Annotated in this window: 16 protein-coding genes; 9 read left to right on the forward strand and 7 right to left on the reverse strand. The window is 64.0% G+C overall.

What is annotated here, in order from left to right; genetic code table 11:
• The first annotated feature begins 92 nt into the window (after window positions 1–92).
• From M2427_RS30045 to M2427_RS30080, 8 genes are all read left to right on the forward strand, one after another.
• Window positions 93–533, forward strand: a complete 441-nt coding sequence (locus M2427_RS30045) for a hypothetical protein (RefSeq protein WP_280710492.1) — start codon at window positions 93–95, stop codon at window positions 531–533.
• Between the two features lie 78 nt (window positions 534–611).
• A complete protein-coding gene (locus M2427_RS30050) occupies window positions 612–896 on the forward strand; it encodes a hypothetical protein (RefSeq protein ID WP_280710493.1) in 285 nt (94 codons plus the stop codon).
• A 9-nt stretch (window positions 897–905) separates the two neighbouring features.
• Entirely contained in the window at window positions 906–2,330 is a 1,425-nt protein-coding gene (locus M2427_RS30055) for a TolC family protein (protein WP_280710494.1), read from the forward strand.
• 13 nt (window positions 2,331–2,343) lie between these two features.
• On the forward strand, window positions 2,344–3,681 hold the full coding sequence (locus M2427_RS30060; protein WP_280710495.1) for a copper oxidase: 1,338 nt from the start codon (window positions 2,344–2,346) through the stop codon (window positions 3,679–3,681).
• 35 nt (window positions 3,682–3,716) lie between these two features.
• Window positions 3,717–4,172: a cupredoxin family protein gene (locus M2427_RS30065; RefSeq protein WP_280710496.1), complete on the forward strand. Its 456-nt coding sequence runs from the start codon at window positions 3,717–3,719 to the stop codon at window positions 4,170–4,172.
• A 17-nt stretch (window positions 4,173–4,189) separates the two neighbouring features.
• Entirely contained in the window at window positions 4,190–4,489 is a 300-nt protein-coding gene (locus tag M2427_RS30070) for a copper-binding protein (RefSeq protein ID WP_280710497.1), read from the forward strand.
• A 317-nt stretch (window positions 4,490–4,806) separates the two neighbouring features.
• Window positions 4,807–6,948, forward strand: coding sequence for a flagellar biosynthesis protein FlhA (gene flhA, locus M2427_RS30075; protein ID WP_280710498.1), 2,142 nt, complete (start codon window positions 4,807–4,809; stop codon window positions 6,946–6,948).
• A gap of 294 nt (window positions 6,949–7,242) precedes the next feature.
• Complete coding sequence (locus M2427_RS30080; RefSeq protein WP_280710499.1) at window positions 7,243–7,443, forward strand: hypothetical protein; 201 nt, start codon at window positions 7,243–7,245, stop codon at window positions 7,441–7,443.
• An 858-nt stretch (window positions 7,444–8,301) separates the two neighbouring features.
• On the opposite strand, the gene M2427_RS30085 is transcribed toward M2427_RS30080, so the two are convergent.
• Both M2427_RS30085 and M2427_RS30090 read right to left on the reverse strand, forming a co-directional pair.
• The gene (locus tag M2427_RS30085) at window positions 8,302–8,652 is read right to left on the reverse strand and encodes a hypothetical protein (protein WP_280710500.1); all 351 of its coding nucleotides are present in this window, start codon (window positions 8,650–8,652) and stop codon (window positions 8,302–8,304) included.
• Window positions 8,653–9,087: 435 nt separating this feature from the next.
• Window positions 9,088–9,411 (reverse strand): hypothetical protein, encoded by a 324-nt coding sequence (locus tag M2427_RS30090; RefSeq protein ID WP_280710501.1) that lies wholly within the window; start codon window positions 9,409–9,411, stop codon window positions 9,088–9,090.
• Window positions 9,412–9,532: 121 nt separating this feature from the next.
• On the opposite strand from M2427_RS30090, the gene M2427_RS30095 reads away from it, so the two are divergent.
• Window positions 9,533–10,477, forward strand: a complete 945-nt coding sequence (locus tag M2427_RS30095; protein ID WP_280710502.1) for a helix-turn-helix domain-containing protein — start codon at window positions 9,533–9,535, stop codon at window positions 10,475–10,477.
• A gap of 24 nt (window positions 10,478–10,501) precedes the next feature.
• Here M2427_RS30095 and M2427_RS30100 read toward each other — a convergent pair whose 3' ends face one another.
• The 5 genes from M2427_RS30100 to fliJ all read right to left on the reverse strand — a co-directional run bounded on the left by M2427_RS30100 (window position 10,502) and on the right by fliJ (window position 15,470).
• Complete coding sequence (locus M2427_RS30100) at window positions 10,502–11,728, reverse strand: NAD(P)/FAD-dependent oxidoreductase (RefSeq protein ID WP_280710503.1); 1,227 nt, start codon at window positions 11,726–11,728, stop codon at window positions 10,502–10,504.
• A gap of 209 nt (window positions 11,729–11,937) precedes the next feature.
• A complete protein-coding gene (locus M2427_RS30105; protein ID WP_280710504.1) occupies window positions 11,938–12,897 on the reverse strand; it encodes an AraC family transcriptional regulator in 960 nt (319 codons plus the stop codon).
• Between the two features lie 345 nt (window positions 12,898–13,242).
• On the reverse strand, window positions 13,243–14,286 hold the full coding sequence (locus M2427_RS30110) for an anti-sigma factor (protein ID WP_280710529.1): 1,044 nt from the start codon (window positions 14,284–14,286) through the stop codon (window positions 13,243–13,245).
• 37 nt (window positions 14,287–14,323) lie between these two features.
• Window positions 14,324–14,869 carry a sigma-70 family RNA polymerase sigma factor gene (locus tag M2427_RS30115; protein ID WP_280710505.1) on the reverse strand — a complete coding sequence of 182 codons (546 nt, stop codon included), beginning with the start codon at window positions 14,867–14,869 and terminating at the stop codon, window positions 14,324–14,326.
• A gap of 181 nt (window positions 14,870–15,050) precedes the next feature.
• A complete protein-coding gene (gene fliJ / locus M2427_RS30120; protein ID WP_212237124.1) occupies window positions 15,051–15,470 on the reverse strand; it encodes a flagellar export protein FliJ in 420 nt (139 codons plus the stop codon).
• Window positions 15,471–15,542: the final 72 nt, after the last annotated feature.

Genomic DNA, 15,542 nt, shown 5'->3' on the forward strand with positions numbered 1-15,542 from the left:
ACTGCGGTAAGAATTGCTTGGCGAAATCTCGCTTTGCCATTACTCTGCAGTCTGCGTGTGTAACAATGCCGCGCGAGGAAGCTGTTGGCGAAATGCTGTTGCGATTGACGCGATCGATGCGGATCAGGGTGGGGCGCTTCATTGCGCTGGCCTATCTGTTCTGCGTGCTCGCGCCGGCAGCCGCACTCGCCTGGGGCAGCGGGCCGGCGCCATGTCTCGACGATGTGCTGCTCGCCGATTTCGGGCCGTCGCATCATCGGACGGCCGAGAATCATGCCCACGGCGACGTGTTGCACGACCACGTGACAGCGCACACGCATGACCAGTCCGCGCAGGACGCGCCCGCCCCACATCATCATGACAGCAAGGGCAAGGCTGGCCCGTGCTGTGCGATGATGTGCGTCAGTGCCCTGCCGGCCGATCTGCCGAGCTTTGCAAAGCCGTTGCAGCCGGTCTCCACCTGCATGCCCGAGATCGTGGCAAGCCTCCGCAGCGAGGCGCCACCCCGGCTCTACCGCCCCCCCATCATCTGATCTCACGCGTCGACGTCGGGCCGGGCGCGCATTCCGCGCGCGCGAACCTGTGGTCTCCAGTCAGATCAGGGATTTCTCATGCTTACGTTTCTCGGGGCGAGGTGCGCCCCCGCATCTGCGGCGCGTGGAGGACACTCTCCATTCAATTGGCCGCTGCGGGCCTTGATTGCGCTCGCGCTGTCCGGCTGCGTGCCGGCAACGACGTCCGTTGTCACCGCCGATCCGGCCGACCCCGCGGCAAAGGTCGCGCGCGTCGGCTATCATTCGACGGTCGCGCCCTACACGGGCCTGCGGCCCGCAATGCCGGCGCCGTGGCGCGCGCGCAACGACGCCGTCGCGCCGCAGCCGAAGCAAGACCAATAGGAGCGCGCCATGGCAGATTATTTGGCGCGAAGCCTGCTCGTTCTCGCCGCGCTTGGCCTCTCCGGCTGCGCCGCATTCTCGCCCGACAGCGGCATGACAGCGGTCTCCGAGCTGACGGGCCAGACCATCGGGAAGGACGTCGCCTTCGTGCGAACAGCCGAGGGGGCCAGCGCGGTCGACGCGCGCATTCGTCAATTGCTGGCGCGCACGCTGACCATCGAGACCGCCGTGCAGGTCGCGCTGCTCAACAACAAGGGGCTGCAATCCGCCTACAACGAGCTGGCGCTGGCTGAGACCGATCTGGTCGAGCAGAGTCTGCCGCCCAATCCGGTGTTCTCGGTCTCGCGAATCTCGGGCAATGGCGCCAGCGAGATCGAGCGCCAGGTCGTTGGCGACATTTTGGCCCTCGCAACGCTGCCGTTCCGATCCGAGATCGCGCGGGATCGCTTTCGCCAGGCGCAATTGCGCGCGGCACTGGCAATGCTGCGGCTCGCCGCCGACGTGCGGCGCGCTTACGTCCGCACAGTCGCCGGAAACGAGTTAGTGGCTCTGCTGACGGACGCGAAGGCGACAGCGGAATCGACGGCCCAGCTCGCCGTCAAGCTCGGCGAGACCGGCTCGATCAACAAGCTCGACCAGGCCCGCGAGCAGGTGTTCTACGCCGAGACCACCGCCGACCTCGCGACCGCGCGGCAGGCGGCGACCAGCACGCGCGAAAGACTCGCGCGCCTGATGGGGCTGTGGGACGACGGCTTCGATTTCCGCCTGCCTAGCGCATTGCCGCCGCTGCCACGCCGGCCGCAGGCCCTGCCCTCGATCGAGGTCGACGCCGTCGCGCACCGCATCGACTTGCAGATCGCGCGGCTCGAGCTGACCGCGCTGGCGAAATCGCTAAATCTGACTGAAGCAACGCGCTTCGTCACGCTGCTCGATCTTGCCGGCATCTCTCGCCGCACCCAGGATCCGGAGGGCGCACCGTTCCGCGAGCGCGGCTTCGACGTGCAGTTCCAGATCCCGATCTTCGACGGCGGCGAGGTCCGCGTGCGGCAGGCGGCGGAGACCTACAATCTCGCCTTCAACCGCCTGACCGAGCGTGCCGTGAATGTTCGCTCGGAGGCGCGCGACGCCTATCGGGTCTATCGCTCGACCTACGATATCGCGAGCCACTACCAGCGCGAAATCCTGCCCTTGCGAAAAATCATCACCGAGGAGATGCAGCTGCGCTTCTCCAGCATGCAGGTCGACATCTTTGCATTGTTGACCGAGGCGCGACAGCGCCTGGCCTCGCTGCGCGGTGCGATCGATGCCAGACAAAGATTCTTCCTCGCGCAGGCTGACTTGCAGACCGCCGTCAATGGCGGCGGCTCGCCGGCTTCCGGCGGCGACACTTCAACCACCATCGCTGCGGCAGCATCTGCCGATGGCGACCACTGAGACGGAGGCCAGCATGTTTTCCCGCCGAGGATTCCTGGGCACCGCCGCGCTTGCCAGCGCGTCGGCCATCAGCAGCCGCGTCCAGGCCGCATCGATTCCGGAAGCGCCAACCATGGACAAGGTGGTGATGCAACCGCCGCTGCATCCGATCAGCGGCCCCGACTATCGCCCTGTGGTCACGCTGAACGGCTGGTCGCTGCCGTTTCGCATGAACGGCGACTGGAAGGAATTCCACCTCGTCGCAGAGCCCGTGGTGCGCGAGTTCGCCGAAGGCATGAAGGTCAATTTGTGGGGCTATAACGGCCAGTCGCCGGGCCCGACCATCGAGGCCGTCGAGGGCGACAAGGTGCGCATCTTCGTCACCAACAAACTTCCCGAATACACCACCGTGCACTGGCACGGCATGATCGTGCCGAGCGGCATGGACGGCGTCGGCGGGTTGACCCAGCCGCACATCGAGCCCGGCAAGACCTTCGTCTATGAGTTCGAGATGAAGAAGAGCGGGACCTTCATGTACCACCCGCATTCCGACGAGATGGTGCAGATGGCGATGGGCATGATGGGCATGGTCGTCGTGCATCCGCGCGACCTGAACTTCCGCCCCGTCGACCGCGACTTCGTTTTCGTGATGAGCACCTATCGCGTCGATCCCGGCAGCTATCTGCCGCAGGTCAACGAGATGACCGACTTCAATATGTGGACCTGGAATTCGCGGGTGTTTCCGGGGATCGATCCGCTGCCGGTGCGGCTCGGCGACAAGGTGCGCGTGCGCATTGGCAATCTCAGCATGACCAACCATCCGATCCACCTGCACGGCCACAGCTTCGCGGTGACCTGCACCGACGGCGGCTGGATTCCGGAGAGCGCGCAGATTCCCGAAACCACCACCGACGTCCCCGTCGGCGCTGTCAGGGTGTTCGACGTGCTCGCCGATAATCCCGGCGACTGGGCGTTCCACTGCCACAAGTCACACCACACCATGAATGCAATGGGACACCAGGTGCGCACCCTCATCGGCGTGTCGCGCAAGGATCTCGCCAAGGCGGTCGGCAAGCTCGCGCCCGATAGCATGGCGATGGGTTCGACCGGCATGGCGATGGGCAACATGGAGATGCCCGCACCCGACAACACGCTGCCGATGATGACCGGCACCGGCCAGTTCGGCCCGATCGAGATGGGCGGCATGTTCACGGTGATGAAGATTCGCGATGGGTTGGCGCGCGATGATTACCGCGATCCCGGCCCCTATCAATTCCCGAAAGGCACCGTCGCCTACGAGGTCGCTTCGCCAGCGGCGGAGCCCGCACGGCAGCCCGCAGCGCCGATGCCGAAGATGAAGATGAAGATGTAACCAGCGTTTCAATCAACCACCGACCGGAGACTACAATGACAAGAACAATCGGCATCATCATGGCGCTGGCCACGCTTTCAACCGTGCCCGCCCTCGCGCACGAGGGGCACGACCATCATTCCTTCTCGGCCGGCGAGCCCGGCGATCCCAACAAGCCGGCGCGCACCATCGAGATCTCGTTGAGCGAGATGTCCTACGAGCCGTCGAAGATCGACGTGAAGCGCGGCGAGCAGATCCGCTTCGTGCTGCGCAATGTCGGCAAGGAGGATCACGAGTTCCTGCTCGCCACACCCAAGGAGAATCTCGCGCATGCCGAGGTGATGAAGAAGCATCCGCATATGGAGCACGACGATCCGAACGGGGTGCGGCTTGCGCCGGACAAGACGGCCGAGATCATCTGGAAGTTCACCAAATCAGGCACCTTCGAATTTTCCTGCCTGATTCCCGACCATCGCGATTACGGCATGGTCGGCCACGTCACCGTGAAATGAAGACAATGGAGACATCAATGAAGCCGATCATCCGCATCACGGCAGCGCTCGTGCTGACGCTGGGCCTGACCGTGAGCGCGCTCGCGCAAGCTGCCTCCATCAGCGGCGAGGTCAAGAAGATCGACGAGGGCGCCGGCAAGATCACGCTCAAGCACGGCCCCGCCAAGAGCCTCGGCATGGATGAGCCCATGACGATGGTCTACCGCGTCAAGGACCCCGCCATGCTCAAGCAGGTCAAGGTCGGCGACAAGGTGACGTTCGAGGCCGAGGAGGCCGCGTCGGGGTATACGGTGACGAAGCTGCAGAAGGCGAAGTAGCCTTTCCTTCGACTGTCATTCCGGGGCGCCACTTGGCGCGAGCCCGGAATCCATTCATCCACCGACTGTGCCGCCCGATGGATTCCGGGCTCGCCCTTCGGGCGCCCCGGAATGACGCCCGGGCCCCCCCTCCGTTAACCCTTTGCTAACCATACACCCGGCAAGAATTGCCGGGTGAAGTCGAGTGTCGTCAGCCGCGTAGAACGGGAGCCCCCGTGGACGCCAGTGCGGTGCCTCACTTTCGGAACGGCGGCCCATCGGCCGCCGCGCAGACGTTTGGGGCGCGCGGACGGCAGTCGCGCGGGGAGGCAGCTACCATGGTCGACGTCACCGCGGGACAAGGCGTAGGCAGCGCGAAGCCCGGCCTCCCGTCCCTCTCCGAAATCGTCACCATCCTCAAGCGCGGCGACATCGCGCTGGCGCTCGGCATCCTCACCATCCTGGTGGTGCTGATCCTGCCGCTGCCCTCGCTCGTGCTGGACCTGTTCCTGGCGATCTCGATCACGCTGTCGATCCTGATCCTGATGACCTCGCTGTTCATCCAGGCGCCGCTGGAATTCTCCGCCTTCCCGACCATCCTGCTGATCTCGACCATGCTGCGGCTGTCGCTCAACATGGCCTCGACCCGCCTGATCCTGTCGCACGGGCACGAGGGCACGGATGCCGCCGGTCACGTCATCGAAGCCTTCGGCAGCTTCGTGATGGGCGGCAATTTCGTCATCGGCATCATCGTCTTCGCCATCCTGGTCATCGTCAATTTCGTCGTCATCACCAAGGGTTCGGGCCGTATCGCCGAAGTCGCCGCACGCTTCCACCTCGACGCCATGCCCGGCAAGCAGATGGCGATCGACGCCGACCTGTCCGCCGGCCTGATCGACGAAAAGGTCGCCAAGGAGCGCCGCAAGGCGCTGGAGGACGAGAGCGGCTTCTTCGGCGCCATGGACGGTGCCTCGAAGTTCGTCCGCGGCGACGCCATTGCCGGCCTCCTGATCGTCTTCATCAACGTCGTCGGCGGCATGATCATCGGCGTCGCGCAGCAGGGCCTGTCCTTTGCCGACGCCGGGCGGAGCTACACGCTGCTGACCGTCGGTGACGGCCTCGTCACCCAGGTGCCGGCGCTGATCGTCTCGACCGCGGCCGGCCTGCTCGTCTCCAAGGCCGGCGTCTCCGGCGCCGCCGACAAGGCGCTGATGAAGCAGTTCTCCGGCTATCCGCAGGCGCTGGCGATGTCGTCGGCGGTGATGCTGGTGCTGGCAGCGCTGCCGGGCATCCCGACCATCCCCTTCCTCGCGCTCGGCGCCGGCGCCGGCGCGCTGGCCTGGTCGGCGCGTAATCGCAACCGCGCGACGGCGAAGGCCGAAGCGGTCGCCAAGGCCGCCCCCGCGGCGGGCCAGCCGGGTGCGCCCGGCGCGGCTGCGGCGGAGGAACCGATCTCGGCGGCGCTGAAGATCGACGACCTCAAGATCGAGCTCGGCTATGCGCTCTTGCCGCTCGTCAACGGCCCCGACGGGACCGACCGCCTCACCGAGCAGATCAAGGCGCTGCGCCGCTCGCTCGCGATCGAGATGGGCTTCGTCATGCCGGCGGTGCGCATCCTCGACAACGTCCAGCTCGAGGCCAACACCTACATCATCAAGATCAAGGAGGTCGACGCCGGCACCGGCAAGATCTGGCCGAACCAGTTCATGGTCATGGATCCCGGCGGCAGCCAGGTCCAGGTTCCCGGCATCCACACCACCGAGCCGACGTTCGGCCTGCCCGCGACCTGGGTCGACGCCAGCCTCAAGGAGGAAGCCTCGCTCAAGGGCTATACCGTCGTCGACGCCGCGACCGTGCTCTCGACCCATCTCACCGAGCTGCTCAAGGCCAACATGTCGGACCTGCTCTCCTATGGCGAGGTGCAGAAGCTGCTCAAGGAGCTGCCGAAGGAGCAGAGCGAGCTGGTCAAGGACATCGTGCCCGGACAGGTCACTGTCTCCGGCATCCAGCGCGTGCTCCAGCTGCTGCTCGCCGAGCGCATCTCGATCCGCGACCTCTCGACCATCCTCGAGGGCATCGCCGATTCGCTCGCCTTCTCGCGCAACCCCGCAACCATGGTCGAGCATGTCCGCGCACGCCTGGCCCGGCAGATCTGCGCGCAAAACACCTCCTACGCCGGCTACCTGCCGCTGATCGCGCTGTCGGCGCGGTGGGAACAGGCCTTTGCCGAATCCATCATCGGCCAGGGCGAGGAGCGCAGCCTCGCCATGCAGCCCTCGAAGCTGTCGGAATTCATGACCGCCGTGCGCGAGGCGTTCGAGCGCGCCGCCCGCGAAGGCGAGGCACCGGTGCTCGTCACCTCTGCGGCAATTCGTCCCTTCGTCCGCTCTCTGGTCGAGCGGTTCCGGGCCCAGACGACCGTTTTGTCGCAGGCCGAAATCCACCCCAGGGCGAGGCTGAAGACGGTCGGAAGCATCTGATTTGCCTTAAGAAGCCGTGTGTTTTTCGGCCACAGGCAAATGGTTTCTGAGTTCCTGACGCCTTGCCGACCAAAGGCTGAAATGGCGCCCCAGAGGCACATTACAGCCTTGAAATAATTGCCAAATCGAACGATCAAACCTCATTTTTGATCGCGATCTTTCACGTCCTATCACGCTCTTGTGATCGCCTCTTGGGAACGAATCCCCCCAATACTAGGTTGTTGGGCACCGGAAGCATGAACCCGCCTGAACAGGCCGGCGACTACTTCGGGTAGATGGCGGCAGGAGGCTTCCATGAACCACTCGATTTACAGCGCGGATCGCTCGACCCACCTGAAGGTGGTGGCCGTGGCGCTCGTCGCCGGCATCGCGCTTGCGGGCTTCGGCATCACGGCGCGGACGAGTTCGGATGAAGGCCTCACACAGACTGCTCGCGTCATCAAGGCCGGCAAGCCGGTCGTGATCACCAGCTCGAACGCTTCGCTCGTTCGCTAAGGAGATTTTGAGTTTCAGGAATTCACGCGGCTCTTTACCAGCCCCCCAAAGTCGCCACGTGGATATGTAGACGACCCCAACCCCAAGTCGACTACAGAAAGCGCCCGCCCCCCACGGGCGCTTTCTCATATCTGGGGTATGCCGCATATTTGAGATGCCGGTGCGCCATTCTCCTCTCTCGTGTCCCGGACGCGCTGATGGCGTCCGGGGCACGAGGCTTTTCCGACGTTACACATAGCTGATCATCCTCGCGGCTCATCTCGCCCGAGCTTTGCTGTGGCCTCACCCTCAAATGAAAGAGGGTGCAGGGAAGACCGGGTGCCCGGCTGGCACCCGCGGTCCACTGTGCGAAGATTGCGCTACAAGAGGCTGCACAGCGGCATACAGGTGAAGCCGAAACATCCGGCCTTCCCTGCGCAGTGGGTTGACGGCTTATGTCGTGATCTCCCCGGGGAGCGATGCACTATTGCCCCCGTCGTCTCGCAGATGACTGATGTGCACGTCCGGTTGGACATCGCACATCACCACAAGGCTTGGCGCACAGGCTCCGGGCGCCAGGACCACACGATTTTGCCGTACGCCGATCACACCGGTCGTTTGCGCGGTGATCTCGCTCACGGTTGCCCGCCCTGCAAAACTTGATCGCGCCGATGTGACCTGCGTCCACCGCCGCCCGGCCCGCGTTCGTGACGATCGCGATACGCCCCTCTTCCTTGGGCCGGGTTGCCGAAACACATACGCCGTTTCCGAATTTCGGTAAAGCGGAATATTTTTGACGGCGCGGATTGCCCCACGCCTAGCGTGTTTTGCCCGTCGGGTAGCGCAAGGGATTGTAGATAGAGCTTACCGTCCCATGCCTTACCGCCGGCGGGGGAGAGGCGCAGCCGAAGGCAAATCCCGTTGCCAGATCGTCCCGTTGTCGAACTGGATCAGCATCCCGTCCGGTGAGTAGACTGCGCTCAGATTGAACGCATCAATCCAAATCCGGTTGGCCGGCGAAAACCAATCGGGCCAAGCCCGAGATGGCACGCCCGCTTCGGTCAGCAAGTTCAGCTCGGTCCCGTTCTGGGTGACATAGGCCGGCAGATCTCCCCTGCACATTTGAATGCACTTATAGACGCCGGTGAGATTGATCGCCTGCGCCGAGGCACCCGAGGCGGACATCAGCGCGACCAGACCGACAATGAGGGACAAACCCCTGCTGCTCATGAACTCGCTCCTGGAAATAATGGCTAACGCCGTTTCGCGACGATGCCGGCGTACGCGCCGCCGCTGCCATCTGATTGCAGGCGAGCAGATCGACGCAGCTTTCTCAGGCGCAAGCCGGCATGTCGGGATGAAGCCAGCCACGCGGTTCGGAAATGGGCGTTGATGCAAATCAAGGAGGGCCGTGAGACTAGAGCGCGATGAGATTGGGTTGAATCGTCATCGCGCTTTGGCTCTTTGTTTGAGCATGATCTCCGCGCAAACGCGTTCCGCTGATGTCGCGAGGGAAAACCGCTTCACACTTTTCCGGATCATGCGTCCGCATGAGAGTTGATTGATGGGAGGGCCCAACTCAACGGCGCGGCGGGTTAGCGGTCATCTGGCCTCTGCCGGCTCGACCGGTATTGTTGTGCCGCAAGCCGTTCGTGCTACTCCAATCTAGGCCGAGCGAACTTGGGACGGAGCAACAGCCAAACCATCAATCCGTTTCCGGGCGGTTTCGATCAGCACTTTGATTCCTTGTGACTGCTCGATGAGCTGATTGACCGCCGGCTCTTGGCTGAAATCCGACAGGACGATCCGGATGCAGGCGTTGGCGGTATCGAAAACCCGCAAAATCCTGGCCATCTCGCTTGGCGTAAGGCTCTCTATCTGCATGCGGGATACGAAGGTCTCGACCTCCGCCGAGATTCGACGCAAGCGCTCCGTTGCCACAGCCGCTGATGGTGCGGACCGTTGATTGAAGGGCACGAGCGTGGACATGCGGAGTTTCCACTTTTTAATAATTGTCCTTTTAGTATGCTGATGGTCATATAACCCGCAACGACCGTGCCTATCGGAATTCGGTCAAAATTGATCCCCCTCAACAGCCCGGTGCAGACCCGTGCCATTTTCGAAGCTGAAGCAATCTGCTCATCTGAGACTGCAACGCGTTTCAAGCCCCGACGAATTCAGGGCGATCGGATTCTTGGATATCGAGCGCCACGCGTTGCTCGGGCCGTATTTTTACGGCCGCGCCATTACTGCGTTACCGGGCGCGCTACTCATGCTTGAGCACACATCGCCTCGCGCCCTCTCGGGTATGATGAACGCGATGGGTTGCACTGTCGTCGTGCCAATGAGCAACCATACGCATGCCGTGTTCAACGGGAGAACATGGAGCTCCTCCGAAATCGGATTGCTCAGAAGCGAGATCTTGCTCGATCTTCACGAGCCCGCTCCGAATGCGTTCGCCGTCATCCGGTTCTCTTCCGACATGCAGAATCGCGGCTGGGAGGAGGAGGAAGGAAGGCTACATTTGCAGGCTGCGAGCGGCGAGCAGCTTGCGCGCGTGCAACATGTCATTCGAGGCGCGTTGGCCTTGTCCTGCACCTCGATGGATCACCGGCAATTTGCATGTGTCGCGGAATCGCTTCGGGATGAATTGATGGATGCACTGGATCACCTGCTGGTCATCGAGCGCGATCGACGTTCAGGCCAGCGTGCTTTCGAAAGGCATCGGAAGCTGGTCTCGAAGCTCGACGAATTTGCGCATTCGCATCCGGAGATGCCTCTTTACAGCGAGGCCTTGGCCAAGGAGCTGGGAACGTCGGTTCGAACGCTGCAACTGGCTGTCCAGGCCGTTCACGGGGCGAGCCTGCATCAGCATCTCCGAAACAAAAGGCTTTGGTCCCTGCGCGCGCAACTCGCACGCGGAATGCCGGCCACGTCAGTTTCATCGGCCGCTTTCGCGAACGGCTTTTCGCACTTGGGAGAGCTATCGCACCTCTATAAGCTCACGTTTGGAGAACTGCCGTCCGAGACGCTTCTGCGAAGTAAGAGCGCCTGAAGCGCTTGCAAAGCTCACCGAGCCTCAACGGCGCCGCGCCCCATAAGTCGGCGGCGGCGCCTGCACCGTCGGCGCGGCGGCAGCGAACAGGTCGTCCTTGCTGCCTGATGGCGGCGGATAGATGCGCTTGCGGTTGATGGTCTGCTTGGTCGCCTTCGCGGCCTCGCCTGTCGTCCGCACCTCGCGATCCCAGCCTTCGGTGTAGAGCGCGCCCCAATCCCCGAGATCGAGCACGGTGACGTACCAGTCGATCCGCAGCGGCAGCATCGGCTGATCGACGAGATCGGCCACCACATTGTGGCCGGCGAAGCGGCCCATGGGACGGGCGAACTGGCAGGACATCACGGTCGGATGCAGGCCATCGACCACGCTGGAGGCGATGTCGCCGGCGGCGAAGACGCCGGGCAGGTCCGCCACCCGCATGAAGGGATCGACCAAGAGGCGCCCGAGGCGATCGCGCGCGCCCGGAAAATTTGCGGCGAGCCGGCTCGCGCGCATGCCCGCGCACCAGATCACCGTCTGCGTTGCGATGAACTCGCCCGAGCTCAAGCGAACACCTGCGGCCTCGACCGAGGAGACGCGCACGCCGAGCCGCGTTTCGACGTCGAGCGAGGCCAGCGCCGTCTCGATGACCGGACGCGCATGCTCGCCGATCGTCGCACCAATCGCGGGATTTGGATCGACCAGGATGATGCGGCGGCTGCCGTTGATACCCGCGCGCACCAGCCGGTCGGGCATTTCGGCGGCGACCTCGATGCCGGTGAAGCCTGCGCCGACCACTGCGATGGTCGACCGTCCCGGCGATGGCGTGCTGCGTCCGAGCGAATTCAGATGATCCCTAAGACGAAGCGCGGCCGCATAGGTGTCGACATCGAATGCGTGCTCGGCAAGGCCCGGAATTTCCGGCCGCATCACCTCGCTGCCGAGCGCGAGCACGAGGCGATCGTAGCTCAGCGTCTCCTCGCCGCTGCTGGTAACCAGCGAAATCTGGCGCCGCGCCGGATCGATCGCCTCGACCTCGCCGATACCATGCGTAACGCCAACGGGATCGAGCAGCTGCGCAAGCGGCAGCGCGACCTCGCTGAGATCGACCTCGTAATTGCGCACACGGATGTTGTGGTAGGGGTTGCGGTCGATGAGATGGATATCGATGTCGCGGCCGGCCTCACCGATCTCATCACGCATGCGCGCGGCCGCGATGGCCGCCCACAGGCCCGCAAATCCGGCGCCGAGCACGACGATACGCGCCATGTCCGTTGACTTCGTTGCTTCCAGGGATCCGGTGATCCGCCCCGCGCAGGCAGATATAGCTCATTCGCGCGGATCGACCAACTGCAGCTACAGCGCGAATTCGGGACTCTAAAGCGCGATGAGATTGGGTTGAATCGTCATCGCGCTTTAGCTCTTTGTTTGAGCATGATCTTTTCGGAAAACCGCTTCACACTTTTCCGGATCATGCTCTAGGCTTCGCGCAGCTCCGACGGCGTCGCACCAAAGCGCTTGCGGAAGGCGCGGTTGAAATAGGACAGATCCGAAAACCCGGAGGAATGCGCGATGTCGCTGATCTTGCGCGCCCGGGCGCGGGGATCGCCGAGCAGCTTTCGCGCCTGCAGCAAGCGCTGCTCCAGCACGAATTCGGTGAAGGTGGTACCGGCCTGTTCGAACAGCCGCTGCGCCTGGCGCGGGCTGAGGCCTGAGCGGGTGGCAACTTCGGACAGGCAGAGATCGTTGCGGCCGAGCGCGGCCATCACGTCGGCGCGCATCAGATCGAGACGGGCAGCCGCATGGCCGCGGCCGCGCGCGAGTGCTGCGTGCTCGGCATCGGTGCCGAGCAGGAGACCGACGAGATCGACCATGTGCTGCGCGGTGAGGCGCTGGCCGATCGCGTCGAGATGCGGCGCCTGATGGGCGGCAAGTGCATGATAGCGGCAGATGGTCTCGGCGACGGCACCGTCCGACAGCACTTGCGACAGCTTGTCCTCGGCGCGGGGATTGATGTCGAGCAGCGCGCGGCGCGGCATGCGGATCGTGGTGAAGCGGTTCTCGTCGGTGTGACCGACGCTGCCGGTGATGGCCATGTCGGCAAGCACCATTTGCGCCGGAGCAAGCTCGACCGCATGGCCGTTCTGCCGGACATTGACGACGCCGGCATGAGCGGCGATCAGCACCAGATCATCGCTGCCGTCGGCGAGGCCGCTCTGGGTGCGGGAATATCGTGCGGAAGCACCTTCGGGAATGGCGAGCGTGATGTTGTCGACCAGGCTGACCTGCAGCCGGCAATCGATGCTGTCGCCATGGCTCGGCCCGATCTCGACGCCACAGGCCCCCAGGGCCCTCTCGCGCCAATGCTCGAACGCCGGCCCCTGCGGCAGGCCTGCATATTGGTGGATAAGAATGCCCGGCGGCTTGGCTGCATCCATCTGATTTCTAGCCCCTTCCCGGCACCGTGATCAGCCGTGCCGACTGCAAATTCCGGGCATTTGACGCCACGAAACGGATGGAGGTTCAAATCGGATGCGGATTTGGCGGGACTTGTCGGATTACGACGGGGAAATGGACCGTAGCGACAGGATTGAGCGGTTGCAGCCGTTAGACCTGCAGTGTGTCAACACACCGTCGTCCTGGCCTAGTGCGCAATTGCGCACGGGAGCCAGGACCCATAACCACCGCCGCCGACTGGGAAGCGATGGCCTGGCTCCGGTTCGGCGCAATAACATTCAGTTGCGGTAATGGGTCCTGGCCTTCGCCAGGACGACGATGGAGAGCTACTTCTTCGCCGGAGCCTGCGGCTGGGACGGCGGCACGGTCTCGATCAGCTTGCCGGAAAACACCGGCGCCGAGGTCGGCTGGCCGTTGGGCGAGCCGCCCGACTGCTCGACGGTGACGGCATAGGTCGCGCCGTTGACGACGTCGGCATCGTAGCCGGCGAGCACTGGACGCGCGGTGAAGTCGCTGCCGCCGATCACGCCCAGCGAACGCGGGCGCGGCAGCTTGTCGGAGATCAGCCAAAGCTCAAAACTCTTGCCCGGTTCCGGCGTCGCGCCGACCTTGCGCACCGTGAAGTTCTTGGTCGCCCCATCGATCGTGAGGATGAACGCGGGACCGCCGCTCTGGCCCTGCAACAGCGCGACGTATTGCGCAGGCGCAACCAATGGCGCGGCCGGAGTCTTCACCTCGACCCTCTGGATGCGCGGTGGGGGACGCAACGCGCCCGGCAGTGCATCGGGCATCAGGACCTGAAGCGACAGCGTCACCAGCAGCGCGGCTGCAAGCGCGCCCACGGCGGAGGCGATATTGCGCCAGCGCTTCACGCGACCCTCGAGATAAAGCACGTTGGTGTCGTCAACGATCGGCACCTGCGTCAGCGGCACAATGCGCGGGTCGGGCGCATGGGTCTGCGGAATGAATTGCGGCGCGATACCGGGAATGACGTCAGAGTCGGATTGGAGCGGAGCCGGCACGTCCAGCGACGGCTGCTGTGGTGACGTCTCCTGCGGTGACGTCTCCGGCGCCGGGAGATCCAGCGATGGTGGCGGCGCATCCGACGGCAGTGGCGAGGTCTCGGTTGACTCCTGCGACGACAGCGTCTGCGCGATCTCGCGCTTGATGTTCTCCCACACGATCGGCCGCGGCTCGATCGTGCCGACCATCTGGTTGAGGACGCCGAGGCGGAATTCCCAGGCCTGCACCACGGCGACGAACTCCTGGTCCACCGCCATCATGGCCGCGACTTGCGCGCGCTCGTCGGCATCGAGTGTGCCGAGCGCATATTCCGCGGCGAGCGCGATATGGTCCTCGCTGTAGGCCATCACTTGCAGTCCAACACCACCCTCATCGTCGAAGCGCTCATAGTCCAAGGCACTCCCGGATATCCAGCATGCTGCGCCGGAGCCACGTCTTCACCGTGTTGACGGGCGCGGCAAACTTCTCCGCCAATTGCTCGCGGCTCCAGCCGTTGTAGTAGGCGAGAAGCACGAGCCTCTGGCGGTCCGGCTCGAGCCGGCCGATACATTCCAGCAGCCGCTTCAACTCCTCGGACATCTCCCGGCGCGCCAGGGGATCGGGACTGTCGGCGGCGACTTCCATCGCCTGCGGCTCCTCCTCGATGGAGGCCTCGGTCTTCTTGCGAACGATATCGATGGCGCGGTTGCGCGCGATCGAGGCCATCCACGTGATCGGTGACGACAGCCCCGGATTGAACTGGCCGGCACTGTTCCAGATTTTGACGTAGGTCTCCTGAATGACCTCCTCTGCGAGATCCTGTCTCCGCAAGATACGGAGGACGACGCCATAGAGTTTCGCGCGCGTGGCGCCATAGAGCCGCTCGAACGCGGCCTGGTCGCGCTTCGCCACCGCCTCAATCAGCCCGACCAGCTCTGCTGGCGTCAGCATTCAGCCCCCCAACGCGCGGCCCCGTCGCATCCGCACGGACCTCGACACTCCACTACCATAGCCCGCGGCCAAGCCCGTCACCAAGGGGCGGCGCGCCACACTGTGGATAGGACACGCAAAAACCCGGACCTTGCGGGTCCGGGCTCGCAAATTCTGTAGCGTTTTTGACGCTGGCTGCCGTTTACGCGACGGCGCCGATGCGGGAGCGCATCAGGCCGATGCTGTCGAGATCGGCCTGCTCGCGGGCGTTTTCCTCGGCGCGCTCGCGGGCCTGGTCACGCTCGTCCAGCAGTTCGACCTTCTTGAGCTCCTCGAAGGCCTCGCCGAGCGCGGCCTTGGCTTCCTCGAGCTGGCCCCTCAGCTCGTCGGCCGAGCGGGTCAGGTTCTCGCGGCGCTGGATGGCGGCCTTGGCATAGGTCGGATAGGCGAAATGCGCGGGGTCGTTGATCCCGGCGCGGTCCTGCTCGGTCTGGATCTCGCGATCGAGATCCACCGACATCCGCTGGAAGTCGGCGATCATGGACTCGATCTGGGCGACCCGGCGGCGCTTCTCGTCGACCTGAAACTTCTTCAGGCGGATGAGGGTATCACGTGACTTCATCGACTCGTACTCCCCAGAAGTCCCTTGGCTGCAAGACATACACACATTGGGACGACACCGGTCTCCCCACTG

The organism is Bradyrhizobium sp. BR13661 (genome assembly GCF_029892425.1).
GTDB lineage: Bacteria > Pseudomonadota > Alphaproteobacteria > Rhizobiales > Xanthobacteraceae > Bradyrhizobium.

Bases quoted from the DNA above. Each gene is read 5' to 3' on its own strand.
- M2427_RS30050 (WP_280710493.1), top strand. From the start codon at position 612: ATGCTTACGTTTCTCGGGGCGAGGTGCGCCCCCGCATCTGCGGCGCGT.
- M2427_RS30100 (WP_280710503.1), bottom strand. From the start codon at position 11,728: ATGGCGCGTATCGTCGTGCTCGGCGCCGGATTTGCGGGCCTGTGGGCG.
- M2427_RS30055 (WP_280710494.1), top strand. From the start codon at position 906: ATGGCAGATTATTTGGCGCGAAGCCTGCTCGTTCTCGCCGCGCTTGGC.
- M2427_RS30090 (WP_280710501.1), bottom strand. From the start codon at position 9,411: ATGTCCACGCTCGTGCCCTTCAATCAACGGTCCGCACCATCAGCGGCT.
- M2427_RS30060 (WP_280710495.1), top strand. From the start codon at position 2,344: ATGTTTTCCCGCCGAGGATTCCTGGGCACCGCCGCGCTTGCCAGCGCG.
- M2427_RS30105 (WP_280710504.1), bottom strand. From the start codon at position 12,897: ATGGATGCAGCCAAGCCGCCGGGCATTCTTATCCACCAATATGCAGGC.
- M2427_RS30045 (WP_280710492.1), top strand. From the start codon at position 93: ATGCTGTTGCGATTGACGCGATCGATGCGGATCAGGGTGGGGCGCTTC.
- M2427_RS30115 (WP_280710505.1), bottom strand. From the start codon at position 14,869: ATGCTGACGCCAGCAGAGCTGGTCGGGCTGATTGAGGCGGTGGCGAAG.
- flhA (WP_280710498.1), top strand. From the start codon at position 4,807: ATGGTCGACGTCACCGCGGGACAAGGCGTAGGCAGCGCGAAGCCCGGC.
- fliJ (WP_212237124.1), bottom strand. From the start codon at position 15,470: ATGAAGTCACGTGATACCCTCATCCGCCTGAAGAAGTTTCAGGTCGAC.
- M2427_RS30085 (WP_280710500.1), bottom strand. From the start codon at position 8,652: ATGAGCAGCAGGGGTTTGTCCCTCATTGTCGGTCTGGTCGCGCTGATG.
- M2427_RS30110 (WP_280710529.1), bottom strand. From the start codon at position 14,286: ATGGCCTACAGCGAGGACCATATCGCGCTCGCCGCGGAATATGCGCTC.
- M2427_RS30070 (WP_280710497.1), top strand. From the start codon at position 4,190: ATGAAGCCGATCATCCGCATCACGGCAGCGCTCGTGCTGACGCTGGGC.
- M2427_RS30080 (WP_280710499.1), top strand. From the start codon at position 7,243: ATGAACCACTCGATTTACAGCGCGGATCGCTCGACCCACCTGAAGGTG.
- M2427_RS30065 (WP_280710496.1), top strand. From the start codon at position 3,717: ATGACAAGAACAATCGGCATCATCATGGCGCTGGCCACGCTTTCAACC.